Genomic DNA, 19,240 nt, shown 5'->3' on the forward strand with positions numbered 1-19,240 from the left:
CGTAGCCCTGCAAAACCCTTCATTTTAATCCTGCTTCGGCGCAAATATATTCTCCATCGCCGATTTAATAGTCGGATAGGAAAACACAAATCCTGTTTGCTGGATTTTAGCTGAAGAAACATTGCAGCTCTTCAACACTTCCACACTCATCTCACCAAGCCCTATTTTTAAGGCAAAAGAAGGCACATGCAGAGAAATGAAGCTCTTGCCCTTGGCTACCTGGGCCATGGTCATTACAAGCTCCTTATGCTGCACAGGATTAGGTGCAACAGCATTAAAGATACCATGTAGTTCGTGGTTAACGATGGCGCTTAAATAAAGTCTTACCAGGTCATGAATATGAATCCAGCTGATATATTGTTCTCCGTTACCCAGGATGGTGGCAAAACCGAATCTCAGCGGTTTGTAGAATTCTTTGAGCGCGCCGCCTTCCTTGCTGAGTGTAATGCCGGTGCGCAGGATCACTACTTTCTTACCCAGTTGTTTCATCTTCAGCACACTTTCTTCCCAGGCCACACAGGTAGTTCCCAGGAAATCGATTGCAGGAGGGTCTGTTTCCACAAAAGCATGGCCCTGGTCTTCTCCGTAGTAACCGGTAGCAGAAGCGCTGATGATTTTTTTTACTTTATTGGGGTGTTTCTCCAGGGAGTCGTATAACAGACCGGAACTCTGCACACGGCTGTTCACTATTTCTTTCTTACGGGACGTCGTCCATCGCTTGTCCCCAACGTTAGCACCTGCCAGGTGTACAATGTAATCAGCCTGTTGAAGGGCCTCTATATCTATTGTTTGCCGGGATACATCCCATTGTGCATAGCTGATAAGCTCATTGTCTGAAGCCGTGGCCTTTTGGCGGCTCAGGATAATCACCCTGTAGCCAACCTCAGTAAGTAGTTGGGAAAGCGCCCGGCCTACCAATCCGGTACCGCCGGTTATTAATACCGTATCCATGGAGGTTTGAAAAATGCGTTTTGTAAGAAATAAACTAAAAGTACACAAATAAATGATGAATGAAATACAGCCAAGATCGCACCAATCTTTTATTTACACTGGTTTTGCAGTAAGCAAATTTTCGTGTAGGTTTGGTAACAGAATGGAGAAAAGAAAGACCCTCCACGTTAATTAGCGGCTTTCGCAATGAATTACAGCCGTTTACCGTTTATATCTAATATATCCTTAACTACATTTTTTAAAATATACAGCAATGCGTATTCTATTTCTCTATGCTTTACTGGTTTTATGGAGCGGAGCTGCCATCGCACAGAAGGTAAGCTATACCGATCCTGAAAAAGACGATTACAAAAGCACAGAATTCGAAATCCTGGGTAAAGTATCAGGCAATATCCTTGTTTACAAAAGCGACAGGGGAGATTATGCAGTATCTGTATACGATAATACCATGCAGCTGAAAGAACGCGTAAAACTCGACTTCCTGCCCAGAAAACTTATCAGCGTTGATTTCGTGTCTTATGCAGATAAGATTTATATGTTATACCAGTTCCAGCGTAAGGATGCGGTATACAGCTTCTGCGCTACCATGAACGGTGAAGGGAAGTTCAACGACGCTCCTACCATGGTAGATTCTACCCGCATCGGTAATTACACAAAAGAAAATAAAGTATACTCCGTAGAATTCTCTGAAGACAAGAGCAAGATCCTGGTGTACAAGATCAACCAGGATAAAGAGAACGATAACGTGTTCTACACCTTCCTGTACGACAGTACCTTCCATCTTATCAATAATAGCCGCGTATCATTGCCAATGGAAACAAAGAAGTCTTTCCTGAGCAATTTTAACCTCACTAACAACGGCGACCTGCTGTTTAATAAACTGGAACGTACCAGCAACCGGGATTATATCATCAGTGGTGCCCTGGTCATCAAACGTGCCGTGGTAGACTCCTTTGAACAGGTAGTACTGCAACTGAAAACGCAACTGCTGGACGAAGTGAAGATGAAGGTGGATAACAACAATCATAAGGTACTTGTCACTGCTTTCTATTATAAACAGAAACGGGGTAACGTAGAAGGTTTATACGTTAGTAAATACGACTATGCGCAAAACCAGCTGCTGTATGAAAAAGAAGTACCTTTTTCTCCGGAACTGAAAGGCAATGCAAAAGGGGAATCCTCTACCAATGCTGCGTTTAACGATTATTTCATCAGGCGTATCATTAATACCAAAAATGGTGGGTTCATTGTTACGGCGGAATCATTCTATACCACTTCGCGTTACCAGCCCTGGAACCGGTGGAATTATATGTACGGAGCCCCTTATGGCATGTATACTCCCTACTACTATTCTCCTTATTCTCCCTGGTACTACAACCCCTGGTATAACAATAACAACAATAACCAGGCAAACCGTTATCATTACGACAACGTAGCCATCCTTTCCCTGGATGATGAAGGTAACCTGCTGTGGAGCAACTTTATACATAAAGATCAGTATGATGACGGGGAAGACCTGTACCTCTCTTATATGATGGTAAACATCGGCAGTGAACTGCGCTTCCTTTATAATGAACTGGACAGGCGTAATTACATCATGACAGACGTAGGGGTGGAACCGGACGGACAAAGCAACCGTAAGCCTACTTTACGTAACCTGGATAAGGGGTTTGTGTGGATGCCAAGATATGGTAAACAGATAAGCGGACGCTCCATACTGATACCATGCGTGTACAGGAATTACATCTGTTTTGCTAAAGTAGATTTCTAAAGAAAATAACTTTTGATAGAAAAAGGCTCCCTTGAGGAGCCTTTTTTATTAGGCACCCCTCAGAAATATCAAACTATTCTTGACTAATTCCCATTTTATCATAAAATAGCTATGATTTTTTGATTATTTTTTGTTTTTTTATATGATCAACCAACCAAAAAGACTAAAAAGGACTATATTATTAAAAAAATAAATACATATAGTGAAGCCGAACTCATTGCCTTATTAATAAAAGGTGACAGGGATGCTTACGAATGTATTTACAACGATTACTGGTCCAGATTATACGCTTTTGTATATAACCGCCTGAAAACGAAGGAAGCTGCCGAGGAAATCATCCAGGAAGTATTCTTTTCCCTATGGACCAGGCGTGCAGAATTATCCCTCACTCATTCTCTCTCTGCCTACCTGTTTACCGCCGTAAAATACCAGGTATTCAATTATATCAAAGCCGATAAAGTAAGGAAAACCTATGCCAGCCAGATTTCCCAGTTTAAAATGACAGATAACTCTAACCAGGAGCATATTGAATTATCCGACCTGGCCAATGCAGTAGAAAAAGAAGTAGCCCGCCTGCCTGAAAAATGCCAGCAGGTTTTCAGAATGAGCCGCAATGAACACCGGTCTATCCATGATATAGCCGAAACCCTGAACATCTCTCATAAAACAGTGGAAAACCACCTGACGAAGGCTCTCCGCCAGCTTAGACTGGCTTTCAGTGAGTACTTCTGGTTCTTTTAAAATATTTTTTAGGATAGAGTAGGTGTATGCCCTTTATCAGTTTACTTATCTTATATAGAAAGTTTGAGAAGCTGATGAACAACCAAAATTTTGACTCTTTAATCGACAGATATTTAAAAGGACAGCTGAGTGAACAGGAAATGGAGCAGGTAGAGAAATGGCTGGACGCTCTGGAAGATAAAGATGCATTTAATAAACTGTCCTCACAGGAACTGACCGAAGCCAAAAAGGCGATGTACGGTCGTTTAACAGCGCGGATAAACCGTAGAAGTTTCAGCTTCTTAAAGATCGCTGCTTCTGTTTTAGTGATCTTCATAACCGGGTATTTATTCAGGGCAAGCCTGTTGAATACAATTGCTCCGCACAGGAATGTTGCCATCGCAGGAACAACAGGAGGGATCAGAAAACAGATCTTATCGGATGGTTCTATTGTATGGTTGAAAGGTAACAGTAAGCTCATCTTTCCCGTAACATTCGGAAGCGGCAACCGTACCGTAACCCTGGAAGGAGAAGCCCTATTTGAAGTGACAAAAGATGCGGCACACCCTTTCATGATCTATTGCGGTACATTGACTACAAAAGTATTGGGTACCAGTTTTAATATTCGTAATAATGGCCGCGAAACAGCGGTGTCAGTACTAACCGGGAAGATATCCCTGACAGCAGGACAATCAAAAGAGATCCTTCTTTCGGCTAATGAAAATGCCGTTTATTCAGAGCCACAGGCTATCATAACAAAAGCAAAAGGTACAGCCACACATGAGCTGACCAAAGGAACAGAGTACGATATGTCATTTAACGACGCAGGCATGCGTGATGTTATTCACAGAATAGAGCAAAAGTTTGACGTAAACATTCAGCTAAAGGATACCGCTATTGCCAACAATTTAATTACAGCGGACATGACCGACCAGTCTTTACAAAAAACAATGGAAATGATCAGCCAGGCACTCAACCTGGAAGTACAGATTAAAGGGAATATTATTTTGCTTCAACCAAAAAACTAAAATAGAGTAAGCCTATGCGTAAACAGAAACTACATAACATTTAAAAGCAGGAGGTGACAGCCCCCTGCTAAGAATTATAGCCCATGTAATAACCACGTGACAGCGTGGTAATGGAATTCCTTTGTCTCATTCAACCAGAAATCTAACAAAGTAAATAGGTCTATGAACATAAATGTAAAGACAAATGCCTGTATCACCAAATTCATGAAGAGAGCAACCGGGAGTATGATAGTCTTATTATTATCCGCTATTTCCTGCGTCAGTGGCGCTTATTCACAAGGTATTCTGAGCAAAAAAATCTCCCTGCAGGCGGATGATGTAAGCCTGAAACTGGTGTTAAACCAGATCAAAGATAAAGCAGACGTAAAGTTTGTTTACAGTTCCAACCGTATTGCCATGGATAAAAAAGTATCTGCTAATGCAGATGGCGAAGAACTTGGCAAAGTACTGGATAAATTACTGGGAAAGCTGGATATCAATTTCGTGGTGAACGATGGTTTTATCATTTTAAAAGATAAACCGGTTATGACGGCTCCCGCTGCTGATACGATCATCAGGGGTAAAATAATAAGTGAGAACGGAGAACCTTTTCCCGGATGTACGATCGTGGAAAAGGGAACATCGAACGGTGTTACTTCTGCAGGGGACGGATCGTTCGTATTAAAAGTAAAACAGGATGCCACACTGATGATCACCGCAGTTGGCTATCACGTTATAGAAATAAAAGCAGCGAATGCGGGTACTGTTAAACTGGAAGCTGCAGTGAAACAATTGCACGATATCGTAGTAACGGCAGCAGGTATCGCACGTCAGAAAAACAGTTTAGGCTACTCCGTTAGTACGGTTAATTCTGATAAACTGGCACAGAAATCAGAACCGGACCCGGTACGTGCATTAACAGGAAAAGTAGCTGGTGTGAATATACAATCTGCCGGTGGTGTGGCGGGTGGTGGTACCAATATCACTATTCGTGGTAACTCTTCTTTAAATGGAAATAACCAGCCCCTGTTTGTAGTGGACGGGGTGCCTTTCGATAACTCCAGTTTTGCAAATGTAGGTTCTGCTACGGTGGGTGGCGCTGGTGTTACCAACCGCGCATTTGACCTGGACCCTAACAATATCCAGAGTATGACAGTACTCAAGGGTGCCGCTGCGGCGGCATTGTATGGCTCCAGGGCAGCAAACGGGGCTATCATTATCACGACCAAAGCCGGTAAGAAAAAAAGCAGGAAGGGTACGGAGATCACTTACAATACTTCCTATGCGATCGAGAATGTAGCTGGACTGCCGGATTACCAGACTAAATACGGTCAGGGTACAAATAATGATTATCGTCAGGGTGTATATGCTTCCTGGGGACAACCATTTGAAGGGGTACCGAGTATGTTACCTACAAGGTCTACTGTACCTCATCAGTTAACAAGGCAATTCAGTTCTGCTGTATTCCCACAGTTTTATCAGGCAGATGGCGTAACACCCATACAGGTGCCTTACAAGTCTTATGCTAAAGAAAATGCAAAGAACTTTTTCAGAACAGGTAGTGTATATGAAAATGCATTGTCTATTTCCTCCGGTAGTGAGAAAGGTAATTTCAATGCAGGGTTTTCCAATACCGTGAATAAAGGAGTCGTACCTGAAAATGAGATCAAACGTACCTCCGTTAATATAGGTGGTAATATCCGCCTGGAGAATAAGTTTTATGCCAGCGGCTCCATCAACTATGTAACTACCCGGCAGAAAACGCCACCTGTGGGCGGGTTGACCGGCTCTATCATGTCTACACTGATGTACGTTCCTACCAGCTATGATTTAACGCATTATCCTTACGAGAATCCTATAGATGGTAGTAACGTGTATGATTATACCGGGGTGGATAATCCTTACTGGTCTGTTAAACATAGTCCGAATACCAGTGATGTGGACCGTTACTACGGTAACCTGATACTCGGGTTTGATCCGTTGCCCTGGCTGAATGTGCAGAACACCATTGGTTTTAATGCTTATACAGACAGACGTATGAGTGTGCGCGGAAAGGGTTCTGCTTCTTATTCCAATGGTAGTATTACTACGGATAATATTTACAGGCAGGAACTGGATAATACCTTGCTGTTGACAGCAACACATGCTATCCGTCCTGATCTCTCTATCCGTGCTATCCTTGGTAATAACGTGAACCAGCGCTTCACGGACCGCAAAGCATTTTATGGAGATAATATCATTGTAGCTGATCTGCATGATATGAATAATACCAGCTCTGTTACCGGTGTACAACTGACCAATAACAGGAATCTGCTGAAGCAACGTTACTACGCTTTCTTTACAGATATCACCCTTGATTATAAAAACTTCGCTTCATTAAACCTGGTAGGAAGAAATGATATTTCTTCTACATTACCTGCCAACAACAGGAGTTATTTCTACGGTGGTGTGAATGGATCGTTAGTATTTACAGAAGCATTACATCTGCCTAAAAATGTATTGAACTTTGGTAAGGTAAGGGCCGGTTATACAAAGGTGGGTAATGAAGCGTCTCCTTATCAGACTGCAGGCTTCTATCAGATCAATGCCATTCTTGGTGGCTCTACTACTCCTTCTAATGTGGGCCTGCCTTTTACGCCGGCAAATGGAAGTACCTACAATATTGTTACGCAGTCGAACTTACTGACTAACGCCAACTTAAAACCTGAGTTCATTACGGAACTGGAACTGGGAACAGAATTACAGTTCTTTAATAACCGCATCGGTATCGATTTCACTTATTATAACAAACGTAGTACCTCGCAGATCTTTGAGGTTACGGCAGCACCTTCTTCCGGTTATACTACACAGATCCTGAACCTGGGAGAAGCTACCAACAAAGGGATAGAGATAGGACTGAACCTTTCCCCCGTCCAGACCAACAACGGGTTTAACTGGGATATCAATGCCAACTTCACCCGTAACAGGAACATGATCAAAAACCTGGGAGGGTATGAGAAATTCAGCTATGGTGGTACCAGTGGCACCAGCAGTGTGCACATTGTAGGACAGCCGTATGGATTGATCCAGGGAACTGCTTATGCCCGTGATGAAGAAGGGAATGTATTGATAGACCCCAGCAGTGGTAAGCCTCTTGTATCCGGCGCTTTAAAAGCTATTGGTAATCCGAACCCCGATTTTATGGTAGGATTGACGAATACGTTCAGGTTTAGAAGTTTGTCGCTGAATATACTGTTCGACTGGAAACAGGGTGGACAGATGTATTCTAATACAGTAGGTCAGATGTTATCCCGTGGTGTGACGAGAGACACAGAGAACCGTGAATTCCAGACAGTATCTGCCGGTGTACTGGGAGATGCGAAAACATTGACGGCATTACGTGGTGCTGATGGAAAGAAGATCAAAAATAATGTAGCAATGTCTTATGAAGATCTCTTCTTTAACTCAGGTATTGGCCCCGGTGGATTGAATGAAGGGTCTATATTTGATGCCACTGTTTTCAGACTGCGTGAAATTTCTCTGGCGTATGACTTACCTAAAAGCCTGTTAGGGAAAACACCATTTGGTTCTGCTACCATTTCTCTTTCCGGACGTAACCTCTGGTATGATGCGCCCAACTTTCCGAAGTATACCAATTTCGATCCTGAAGTCAGTTCACTGGGCGTAGGTAACTCACAAGGCTATGATAACCTGGCAGTACCTACTACCAAAAGGTTTGGTGTCAATTTAAGGTGTTCTTTCTAAATAATTATTATGAGATATACATACATAACGATATTAATTATTTCCTTAGTGGCCGGTGGGTGTAAGAAGTTTGTAGATATCAACACCGACCCTAATAATCCTACTACTGCACAACGCTCTTTGTTGTTGCCTTCTACACAGGTATCCATGGCGGCGAATATGTACCTGATAAATAGTGGTACATCCACTTTTATGCAGCAGGCCGTTTTCTCCGCAGATCTTAGCCGGTATCAGCAACAGGGGACCAGCTTTGACGATTCCTGGAATGGATTTTACAGTCAGACGTTGAACGACCTGGAATCTATTATCAGTACAGGTTCTGCACAGGGCGACTGGGGCTATGTTGCTATCGCGAGACTGGAAAAAGCTTACCTGGTAAGTCTGATGGTAGATTTGTGGGGAGATATCCCTTATTCTGAATCTGAGAAAGGACAGGAATCGGTAAGTCCTGCGTTTGACAAAGGCACACCTATCTATGAAAGTGTGCTGGTGCTGATAGACTCTGCACTGGTGAATGCCGGTAAGGTAACAACGTCTACACTGGTACCTGCTTCGGCAGATATGATTTATGGCGGTACTAAAGCATCGTGGATCGGTATGGGTAATTCGCTGAAGCTGAAATTGTATAATCAGATCAGACTGGTGGACCCTACCCGTTCTGCTACAGCTATTAAAGCGTTGATCAGTGATCCCACTACTTTGATCACAAGCAATGCAACTGATTATACCTTTAAGTTCGGTAGTGCACAGAATCCTAACAACAGGCATCCGTGGCATAGAATAGAGTATCAGTCGGCCAAGACGTTTTATATGTGTCAGGCATTCATTGATCTTTTATTCAATAATGATGATCCGCGCTTACGTTATTTTATTTATCGTCAGAATGCAACAGCAGGGTTGAATAATTCTACCAACAGCAATGGTTATTACGGACGTAATCCTGGAGATGGTACAGCAGCTCCCGCAGATTTAAACAGGCGTTCTACGTTTGGGGTGTATCCTGCGGGTGGATTGTATGACAATGCTCCTATCAATAACCTGCCTGTTACCAATGTATTCCTCACGAATACCGGCGCTACTTCTACATTAAAGGTAGTGGCCACTACTGATGGAACAGGTGCGGGTATCATTCCTTTTATCACAAATGCAATGGTGAAGTTTATCCGGGCAGAAGCCGCGCTTACGCTGGCTACCGGTGACGATGCCAGGCAGAACTTCAGTGATGGGGTGGTGGCTAATTTAAGCAGTGTGAGCGCATTTGGCGCTGCGAATGGTGGCGTAGCATTATCTGCGGCAACGATCACGGCGTTTAAGGATAAACTACTGGTATCATATGATGCCGCGGATGATGCCGGCAAACTGAATATGGTAATGACACAGAAATACATTGCCACTTATGGCAATGGAATGGAATCATACAATGATTACCGCAGAACAGCATTACCGGTATTACGTACGCCCTTATCTCCGCTCACTACTTTCCCTTTGCGCCTGTATTATTCTCAGACAGAATTATCTGCAAATACCAGTTTAGGAGACAATGTAAGTGCGTTACAAATTGCGCAGCAGATCACACCTGTTTTTTGGGACAAATAAATTAAAATACTCATTATGAAATATCTGTTAGTTATCATCATAGTATTATTTGGTTGTAAGAAGGCACATTATGAGTGGGAAGATTATCAGTATACGGCTGTTCCTGTAGTAACGATAGATACTACCAAAACAGCGCTGCCTACAAGACAGGCCGGTAAGGTAGCATTCTTTAATCTGAAAGGACCGGATGTTGCCAGTCAGGAGTTTGCTTTTACGCTCGACTGGGCCGGGTTTAATAAAGAAACGGTTACTTCTATAGAAGTGTATACGACCTATAATAAAGCAGAATCAAGCGTGCCTGCTTATCCGTTAGTTATTTCATCTCCGGGAAACCAATACACCAATATTGCACAATTCCCTTTGCCAAGTATTGTGGGCTCCGGTGAACTGTTGTATGAAACGGTGACTACTTTTCCCAAGACCTTTTCTTTTACTGCGGCACAACTGGCTACTATCAATAATGTTGACCTTAGTACAGTGGGCGTGAATGATTACTTCCTGTTTAAATTCATTCTCAACTTAGGTGATGGCCGCAGGATCGTAAGTTTCTATAATAACATTTGTGATGAAGCACGTGGAGAGCCTGGTGATTGCAGGGTAGGTGTACGGTTTAAGAATCTATAGTTCCAGTCCGAAAAAAAATATTATGAAAAAGGTTTCACTTTCATTCGCTCTGATAATGGCGGGCCTGGGCATTCGTGCCCAGGACAAGCCCGCCCCAAAGTACACGGCCGAGATTAAAACTATTGCAGATAAACCGGCAGTAAAAAAAGCACTACAAACGATTATCGACTTTGAACCGCAAACATTGAGTAACCATATCTTACTCACTGAAATTCCGGCGCCTCCTTACAAAGAATCTGTACGGGCAACGCAGTTTGCAGCGATGCTGAAAGAAGCCGGTGTTGATTCTGTATGGATCGATAATGTGGGCAACGTCATTGGTCTGCGTAAAGGAAAAGGCGGGAAGAAAACAGTAGTACTGGAAGGTCATATGGATACTGTGTTCCCGGAAGGTACTGATACGAAGATCGTACACAAAGGAGATACGCTGTATGCACCCGGTGTGGCAGATGATACAAGGGCGCTGTCTGTTGTGTTAACTGTGGTTAAAGCGTTGGAGAAAACAGGAATAGAAACGGATGCAGATGTATTGTTTATCGGTACGGTTGGTGAAGAAGGACAGGGTGATCTGAGAGGCGTGAAGAATCTGTTCAGTGAAAAGGGACCCGGGAAAATAGACAGTTACATTGCAATGGATGGATGGGAGAGTCAGGGTATTACGCACAGAGCGTTAGGCTCTCACCGTTACCGGATCAGCTTTAATGGCACCGGTGGTCATTCTTCCTATAATTTTGGATTTGCGAATCCACATAATGCTTTGGGCCGGGCCATTCACTACTGGTCTGCTGCAGCTGATTCATTGTCACTGGTCCCCGGGGTACGTGTTACCTATAATGTGGGTGTGATAGGCGGAGGAACTTCTGTCAACTCTATCCCTTTCGAATCGTGGATGGAAGTGGATATGCGTTCTGAAAGCCCTGAACGGGTAGCTGGTATGGATACTTTATTACAGCAGGCGGTGAGAAGAGCATTGGCAGAAGAAAATAAAATGAAACATAGCGGATCAGACCTGACGGTGACAGTAAAGCTGATAGGTGACCGTCCACCTGGTAGTCTTGATTCAACTTTGCCGATCATACAGCGCATGATGGCCGTTATACAATTCGAAGGCGCAACACCCAAACTGACAGCCGGTTCTACTAATTCGAACATTCCTATTTCCAGAGGTATTCCTTCCATGACTATTGGTTGTGGAGGTACTGGTGGTAATCCGCATGCATTAAAAGAATGGTGGGTAAATGATAAAGGTGCTGTGGCAATACAACAGGCGTTGTTAATTTTATTAGCTGAAGCTGGTATCGCAAAATAATAATTCTGTTTTATGAAAAAGAAACTCTATAGTATGTTAGCGTTGTTGCTTTCCATGGCAACAACGCAGGCCCAGACAATTCCATCTCCTAAAGAACATTTCGGTTTTAACATTGGTGACGATTATCAGCTGGCTACCTATACCCAAACGGAAGCTTATTTTAAAAAGCTGGCCGCATCAGACCGGGCAAAACTGGTAGATATTGGTATGACGGAAGAAGGGCGTCATCAGTATATGCTGATCGTATCTTCTCCGGAGAATATGAAACAACTGGAAAAGTATAAAGCGATCTCCCGGCAACTGGCACATGCCACCGGATTAACGGATGAACAGGCAAAGAGCCTGGCGGCAGAAGGGAAATCCGTGATATGGATAGATGGGGGTTTACATGCCACAGAGGTAGTGGGTACACATCAGCTGATAGAAACAATGTGGCAGCTGGTGAGCCGAACAGATCCTGAAACAATGGAGATCCTTAAGAATGATATCATTCTGTTTGCACATGCAAATCCTGATGGACAGGAGCTGGTGACCAACTGGTATATGCGGACAGCGGACCCTAAAAAACGTGCGATGAATATTCCGCGTTTGTATGAGAAGTATGTAGGGCATGATAATAACAGGGACTTTTATATGATGAATATGAAAGAGTCTCAGAATATCAGCCGGCAGTTATATGTTGAGTGGATTCCGCAGATCATGTACAACCATCATCAGCGCGGCCCCAATGGCTCTGTATTGGCAGGTCCTCCATACCGCGATCCTTTTAATCATGTATTTGATCCCTTAATTGTAACAAGTATTGATGCGGTAGGTGCCGCAATGAATAACCGACTGAATGCAGAAGGTAAACCGGGATATACACAGCGTGCAGGATCACAGTTTTCTACCTGGTGGAATGGTGGTCTGCGTACAGCGCCTTACTTTCATAATATGATAGGTTTGTTAACAGAGATCATTGGTGGCCCCACACCAGAAACAGTACCACTGGTACCTGAAAGGCTGATCCCTAATGGTGCAACACCTAATCCTGTTGCTCCTCAGGAATGGCATTTCCGGCAGTCGATAGATTATTCTGTATCCTTGAATTATGCGGTACTGGATTATGCGGCACGTTACCGTAGTGAGTTGTTATATAACATTTACAGAATGGGCAGGAATGCGATTGCCCGTGGAGATGCAGACCACTGGACCTTTTATCCGAGGTATGTAGATTCTATACAGACAGCTTATAAGAAAGATAAGAAGGATTCATTACTGGCATCCGGTAAAAAGGATACTGTTAAGGAATCTGCAGAGGAATATACTTTAGGTAAAGAAGATACGATTGCGGCAAAGTATTATAATAATATTTTGAAAAACCCTGCATACAGGGATGCGCGCGCCTATATTATTCCTGCTGATCAGCAGGATTTCCCTACCGCCGTTAAATTCATCAATGCATTGAGTCGTGCCGGTATAACAATACAAAAAGCCACAGCAGATTTCACAGTAGCAGGGAAGACCTATCCGGCCGGTTCTTATGTTGTTAAAACAGCGCAGGCATTTCGTCCGCATGTAATAGATATGTTTGAACCGCAGGACCATCCGAATGATTTTCATTATGCAGGCGGCCCTCCCGTGCGGCCATATGATGCCGCAGGATGGACGCTGGCATTTCAGATGGGTGTGCAGTTTGACCGTGTACTGGATAGTGTAGGCGGACCATTTACACAGTTGCCTTACGGGCAGATAGAGTCTGCACCTGCGCATACTTTTGCAGTTTCCAGGACAGGTTATTTGTTAAGTCCTGCGGTGAATAATTCGTTCATTGCAGTGAATGATCTGCTGAAGGCAGGTGCGAAAGTTTATCGTTTATCTAATGGAGATTTTTACATTCCGGCTTCTTCCAAAGCACAGGAATCATTAACGAGATCTGTGGCAGAATTAGGTATTACCGTAAATGCGGCTACCGGTTCTTCTAAAGACATGAAAGCAGTTGCCCCCATGAGAATTGCTATCTGGAATACTTATGGTGGTTCTATTCCTGCCGGATGGGTAAGCTGGTTAATGGAACAATATCACTACGATTACAAAACAATATATTCCCAGGAGATTGATGCAGGTGCATTGCGTAAGAAGTATGATATGATCATCTTTGTCACTGGTGCTATTCCTGATACAGGGAAACCTAAGAAGTCAGATTACTGGTTTGGTAAATTACCTAAACCGGAAGAGCTGACGGCTGAATTTAAGCCATGGCTGGGAAGAATCAGTGCAGATACGTCTATTCCTCAGTTAAAAACTTTCCTGGAAGCAGGCGGGCAGATATTTACTATTGGCACCAGTACCAACCTTGCTTATCATCTGAAATTACCTGTTGAAAATGCTTTAGTGGAAAAGAACGGCAAAGGAGAATTGAAGCCATTGGCGGGCGCCAAATATTACATTCCCGGTAGTCTGTTAACAGCAGATCTCGATACTACTGCGGCAGAGAACCGGGGTATGCATGCGAAGAATGATGTTTATTTCGAGCGTAGCCCTGTATTCAAAATATTACCTGGCAGTAACATAAAACAACTGATGTGGTTTTCTACCGGCACACCGCTGCATAGTGGCTGGGCATGGGGACAAAAATACCTGAAGGATGGTGTTGCTGCATTCTCTGTACCTGTAGGCACAGGCAAGCTATATGCCTTTGGTCCGGAGATCACTTTCAGAGGTCAATCACACAGTACTTTCAAATTGTTATTTAATCAATTGTACAAATGAGACAATTCATTCTTCCCGTACTCTGTTGCCTGTCGTCACTGACCATAGCACAGAACAAAGATAAAGCAGCGCTGATATCTTATCTGGATCAGCATACATCCGAATACGATACGATCGCAAAAAAGATCTGGGGATTTGCGGAGGTAGGTTACCAGGAACAAAAGAGTTCTGCGTTGTTACAGGCTACTTTGGAGCAGCAGGGCTTTACTGTAAAAGCGGGTATAGCCGGTATCCCTACCGCATTTATGGCCAGCTACGGCAGCGGGGAACCAGTGATCGGTATTTTGGCCGAATACGATGCTCTGCCCGGTTTATCTCAGACAGAAGACCCTGAACAAAAGGCCATCATAGATGGAGGCGCAGGACATGGCTGTGGTCATAACCTGTTTGGTACGGCCTCTGTAGCAGCAGCTATCAGTATAAAAGAATGGTTAAAGAAATCCGGAGGAAAAGGGACGGTCCGTTTGTATGGTTGTCCTGCTGAAGAAGGAGGTTCCGGTAAAGTATACATGGTAAGAGCGGGATTGTTTAATGATGTCAGCGCTGTGTTGCACTGGCATCCCGGTAATGACAACTCTGCCGCTATATTTCCGTGGTTATCCAACAAGAATGCAAAGTTCAGATTTTATGGGGTGGCTTCGCATGCTGCCGGTGCACCCGAAAAAGGACGTTCTGCACTTGATGCAGTAGAAGCGATGGATTATATGGTAAACATGATGCGTGAGCATGTACCTCAGGAAACGCGTATCCATTATGTGATCACTAAAGGTGGAGACGCGCCGAATGTAGTACCTGCATTTGCGGAAGTGTATTATTATGTGCGTCATCCCGATATGCAGGTAGTGAAAGATATATGGGAGAGGATGGTGAAAGCCGCAGAAGGAGCCGCTATGGGAACGGGTACACGTATGGATTATGAAGTGATAGGAGGCGTATACAATATGCTGCCGAATGAAACTTTATCTAAGCTGATGGATGCTAACCTGCATACCGTTGGTGGGTTTACCTATACTGCCAGTGAAAGGGAGTTTGCGAAGAAGATCCAGTCTACATTAATAGACAAAACACATCTGCCTGATCTGGACAAAGCTACTGCTACCATACAACCATTTAAGATGGAGAAAGAAGGGGGGATCGGTTCTTCAGATGTAGCCGATGTGAGCTGGGTAGCGCCTACTGCTGGTTTATCCACTGCCACCTTTGTACCTGGTTCCGGAGGGCACAGCTGGCAAAATGTAGCCGCTGCGGGTAGTACTATTGGTGCAAAGGGGATGATGGTCGCCGCAAAAACATTAGCGCTTACGGCCTATGATCTTTTTAACAGTCCTGCGAGTTTAACAGCCGCCAAACAGGAATTGAAACAGAGACAAGGCCCCGGTTTCAAATATGAGGCTATGCTGGGCAACCGTGCACCGGCTTTAGATTACCGTAAAAAATAACCCATCGCATGAAAAATATTTTATGGATCGTTTTGCTATATACTTCTGTAGCTGTGGCGCAAACAGTACCTTCTCCCAAAGAACATTTTGGTTTTAATATAGGGGATGATTATAAACTGGCTACTTATACCCAGACAGCCGCTTATTTTGAAAAACTGGCAGCTACTTCAGACAGGGTGAAATTAGTGGATATCGGTTTAACAGAAGAAGGGCGGCATCAATACATGTTAATCGTCTCTTCTCCTGAAAACCTCAAACATTTAGATCAATATAAAAAAATCTCCCAGCAGCTGGCAAGAGCGGAAGGACTCTCGGATCAACAGGCGCATGCCCTTGCTGCGGAAGGCAAAGCGATTGTATGGATAGATGGCGGACTGCATGCGACAGAAGTAGTAGGTATACATCAGCTGATAGAAACAGCCTGGCAGTTCGTGAGCCGCAAAGACCCGGAAACAATGCGTATCCTGGACAACGTAGTTATTCTGATGACGCACGCCAATCCGGATGGACAGGAACTTACCACCAACTGGTATATGCGTAATGCAGATACGTTAAAAAGATCTACAGAGCAATTACCGGTGTTGTATGAAAAATATATTGGTCATGATAATAACCGCGACTTCTACATCATGAACATGAAGGAGAGCAGCAACATGGGGAAACAACTTTTCCTGGAATGGATGCCGCAGATCATGTATAATCATCACCAGCGGGGGCCGGAAGGTTCTGTATTGGCAGGGCCTCCTTACCGCGATCCCTTCAATTATGTTTTTGATCCTTTAATGATTACCGGTATTGATGCGTTGGGCGCAGCTATGTATAACCGCCTTAATGTAGAAGACAAGCCAGGCTATACCCGTTTGAACGGCTCCAGTTTTTCTACCTGGTATAATGGTGGTTTACGTACTACCACGCAATATCACAATATGATTGGGCTGCTCACAGAAATCATCGGTAATCCTACTCCTGAAAAAATCCCTGTCGTACCATCCCGCCTGGTCCCTAACGGAGCTACACCTAACCCTGTAATACCACAGGACAACTGGCATTTCAGGAGATCTATTGATTATTCTGTATCGTTGAATTATTCTGTACTGGATTATGCAGCGCGTCAGCGGGATGAAGTGTTGTATAACATTTATAAAATGGGAAAGAATGGGATAGATAAAGGCAATAAAGATTCCTGGACACTTTCTCCCAAACGTGCAGATGCTATTACGGCTGCGTATAAAAAAGATAAGAATGACACGACAAAAGACGATGGCAGTGATCCTTACGGCTGGATGAAAAGAGGCAGTAATATCCCCATGTCTTATTACGATGCCATATATAAAAATCCTGCTTTAAGAGATCCCCGTGGATATATTATTTCTGCTGATCAGCCGGATTTTGCAACAGCCGTGAAGTTCATTAATGCATTGATCAAAGCAGGTATTAGTGTATATAAGGCAACTGATTCATTCACTGTTGCAGGTAAGCATTATCCAACCGGTTCTTATATCGTTAAAACAGCGCAGGCTTTCCGTCCGCATGTACTGGATATGTTCGAACCACAGGACCATCCTAATGATTTCCAGTATCCTGGTGGTCCTCCTATTCGTCCTTATGATGCAGCAGGATGGACGCTGGCTTTTCAGATGGGGATTCAGTACGACAGGCAGCTGGATGCCTTTGACGGTCCTTTTCAGCGCCTTCCTTATGGAGAATTACAGCAGACGTCCAGGACTTCTGTTACAGTTGCTAACGGTTACCTGTTAAGTGCCCATGCGAACAATTCATTCATTGCAGTGAATGACCTGCTGAAAGCAGGCGTAAAAGTATACCGGCTTACAAGCGGTACAGCAGATTATCCCGCAGGTACTTTTTATATTCCTGGTAATGCAACGGCGCAGTTACAGCAGGTAATAGCAACATTGGGCGTAAAGCCTGCCGGCGTTAGCAAAAAGCCCAAAGGGCTGGCAGCCATCACTTCCATGCGCATTGCCCTCTGGGATAATTACGGCGGCTCTATTCCATCGGGATGGATTCGCTGGATAATGGAGCAATATCATTTCCCGATAACTGTTATTTATCCACAGGATATAGATTCCGGTGATCTGAGAAAGAAGTATGATGCCATCATCTTTGTAACCCGTGCTATTCCGCCTGTGAAAGGAGAGGAGCCTAACCGTTATGGTTTTTCTTTAAAACCACCTGCGCCGGAAGAAATTCCTGAACAATACCGGCATATGCTGGGCAAGATCACAAAAGATACTTCTGTTCCTAAACTGAAAGAATTCCTGGAAGCAGGAGGGACTATCATCACTATTGGTACCAGTACCAATCTTGCCTATCACCTGGGTTTACCGGTGCATAATGCCCTGGTAGAAGCAGGAACAGAAAAGCCTTTGCCCGGTACAAAATATTTTGTTCCCGGCAGTATCCTGCAGGTAGCATTCGACAGCACCCAGACGGCTGCATGGGGAATGCCTTCTACCGGGGATATTAACTTCGATAACAGTCCGGTATTTAAACTGGATGCTACTGCCGCAGAAAAAGGTGTAAAACCGCTTGCCTGGTTTACGACCGACAAACCTTTGCGCAGTGGCTGGGCCTGGGGACAGGCTTATCTGAAAGACGGAGTAGCTGCATTTGTAGCGCCGGTAGGAAAGGGCACATTATATGCTTTTGGTCCTGAGATCACTTTCCGGGGACAATCCCATGGTACATTTAAACTACTGTTCAACGGATTATACACTGTTAAGTAACATGTGAATTTTTCCCAGCGTTTAAAAGCCGTCACCTGATCGTGACGGCTTTTTTAATTAGCTCATTAAAAAGTCATATTTTCCCTTATCGATTCAAAGCAGTTTTTATTGTAGATATGAAGCATAAAAAGGATATTATTCAACTGGGAGTGTTAGTGGTTTTGTTTATAGGAATCTGTTTTGGCAAAACAATGTGGTATGCAATTTTCCCAACTGCTGATTCTTTTGGCGTAAAATTCAATAAGGAAAGAACACGCCTGGGCATTCTGCCATTACCTGATAACTGGACAACAGAGCAGGGAGAGAAGGAGACTAAAGTGTGGTTCCCGCCTGCTGTTGATACCGGAGCAGTACATAGGGAAATGAAAGTAGTAGGAGTGGAGAATGACAGGATAAAATATGAAAATGATTTTATCCTGAAACCTGTGCCGGATAAGGAGGAACTGACGATCGGTTACCGTTTTACCGATACCACATGGAACTATGCGCTCAGTAGCCGGCTGACGCATGAAAAGCCTTACCCGGTTACCCGCCAGCAGGCAGATAGTATCCTGGATGCCTGGAATTTTAAACATAAATAG

The 19,240-nt window shown here is 43.9% G+C and carries 12 protein-coding genes; 11 read left to right on the forward strand and 1 reads right to left on the reverse strand.

Going from position 1 to position 19,240, the window contains the following annotated elements; translation table 11 throughout:
* Positions 1-24 precede the first annotated feature (24 nt).
* Positions 25-951, reverse strand: a complete 927-nt coding sequence (locus tag GO495_RS01285; protein ID WP_157297902.1) for a TIGR01777 family oxidoreductase — start codon at positions 949-951, stop codon at positions 25-27.
* 253 nt (positions 952-1,204) lie between these two features.
* Between GO495_RS01285 and GO495_RS01290 the strand changes: the two genes are divergently transcribed.
* From GO495_RS01290 to GO495_RS01340, 11 genes are all read left to right on the forward strand, one after another.
* Positions 1,205-2,722 carry a hypothetical protein gene (locus tag GO495_RS01290; RefSeq protein WP_157297903.1) on the forward strand — a complete coding sequence of 506 codons (1,518 nt, stop codon included), beginning with the start codon at positions 1,205-1,207 and terminating at the stop codon, positions 2,720-2,722.
* A 216-nt stretch (positions 2,723-2,938) separates the two neighbouring features.
* Positions 2,939-3,463: an RNA polymerase sigma-70 factor gene (locus GO495_RS01295; RefSeq protein ID WP_338075372.1), complete on the forward strand. Its 525-nt coding sequence runs from the start codon at positions 2,939-2,941 to the stop codon at positions 3,461-3,463.
* 74 nt (positions 3,464-3,537) lie between these two features.
* Positions 3,538-4,470: a FecR family protein gene (locus GO495_RS01300; RefSeq protein ID WP_170302614.1), complete on the forward strand. Its 933-nt coding sequence runs from the start codon at positions 3,538-3,540 to the stop codon at positions 4,468-4,470.
* A 162-nt stretch (positions 4,471-4,632) separates the two neighbouring features.
* Positions 4,633-8,193 carry a SusC/RagA family TonB-linked outer membrane protein gene (locus GO495_RS01305; protein WP_157297905.1) on the forward strand — a complete coding sequence of 1,187 codons (3,561 nt, stop codon included), beginning with the start codon at positions 4,633-4,635 and terminating at the stop codon, positions 8,191-8,193.
* A gap of 9 nt (positions 8,194-8,202) precedes the next feature.
* Positions 8,203-9,789 carry a SusD/RagB family nutrient-binding outer membrane lipoprotein gene (locus GO495_RS01310; protein WP_157297906.1) on the forward strand — a complete coding sequence of 529 codons (1,587 nt, stop codon included), beginning with the start codon at positions 8,203-8,205 and terminating at the stop codon, positions 9,787-9,789.
* Between the two features lie 15 nt (positions 9,790-9,804).
* Positions 9,805-10,413: a hypothetical protein gene (locus GO495_RS01315; RefSeq protein ID WP_157297907.1), complete on the forward strand. Its 609-nt coding sequence runs from the start codon at positions 9,805-9,807 to the stop codon at positions 10,411-10,413.
* A 22-nt stretch (positions 10,414-10,435) separates the two neighbouring features.
* A complete protein-coding gene (locus GO495_RS01320) occupies positions 10,436-11,722 on the forward strand; it encodes a M20/M25/M40 family metallo-hydrolase (RefSeq protein WP_157297908.1) in 1,287 nt (428 codons plus the stop codon).
* A 12-nt stretch (positions 11,723-11,734) separates the two neighbouring features.
* Complete coding sequence (locus tag GO495_RS01325) at positions 11,735-14,473, forward strand: M14 family metallopeptidase (RefSeq protein ID WP_157297909.1); 2,739 nt, start codon at positions 11,735-11,737, stop codon at positions 14,471-14,473.
* Complete coding sequence (locus GO495_RS01330; protein WP_157297910.1) at positions 14,470-15,912, forward strand: amidohydrolase; 1,443 nt, start codon at positions 14,470-14,472, stop codon at positions 15,910-15,912. The genes GO495_RS01325 and GO495_RS01330 overlap by 4 nt, the downstream gene beginning before the upstream one ends.
* Before the next feature lie 8 nt (positions 15,913-15,920).
* Entirely contained in the window at positions 15,921-18,659 is a 2,739-nt protein-coding gene (locus GO495_RS01335) for a M14 family metallopeptidase (protein WP_157297911.1), read from the forward strand.
* Positions 18,660-18,775: 116 nt separating this feature from the next.
* Positions 18,776-19,240 (forward strand): hypothetical protein, encoded by a 465-nt coding sequence (locus GO495_RS01340; protein ID WP_157297912.1) that lies wholly within the window; start codon positions 18,776-18,778, stop codon positions 19,238-19,240.

It is taken from the genome of Chitinophaga oryziterrae, from assembly GCF_009758125.1.
Lineage (GTDB): Bacteria > Bacteroidota > Bacteroidia > Chitinophagales > Chitinophagaceae > Chitinophaga > Chitinophaga oryziterrae.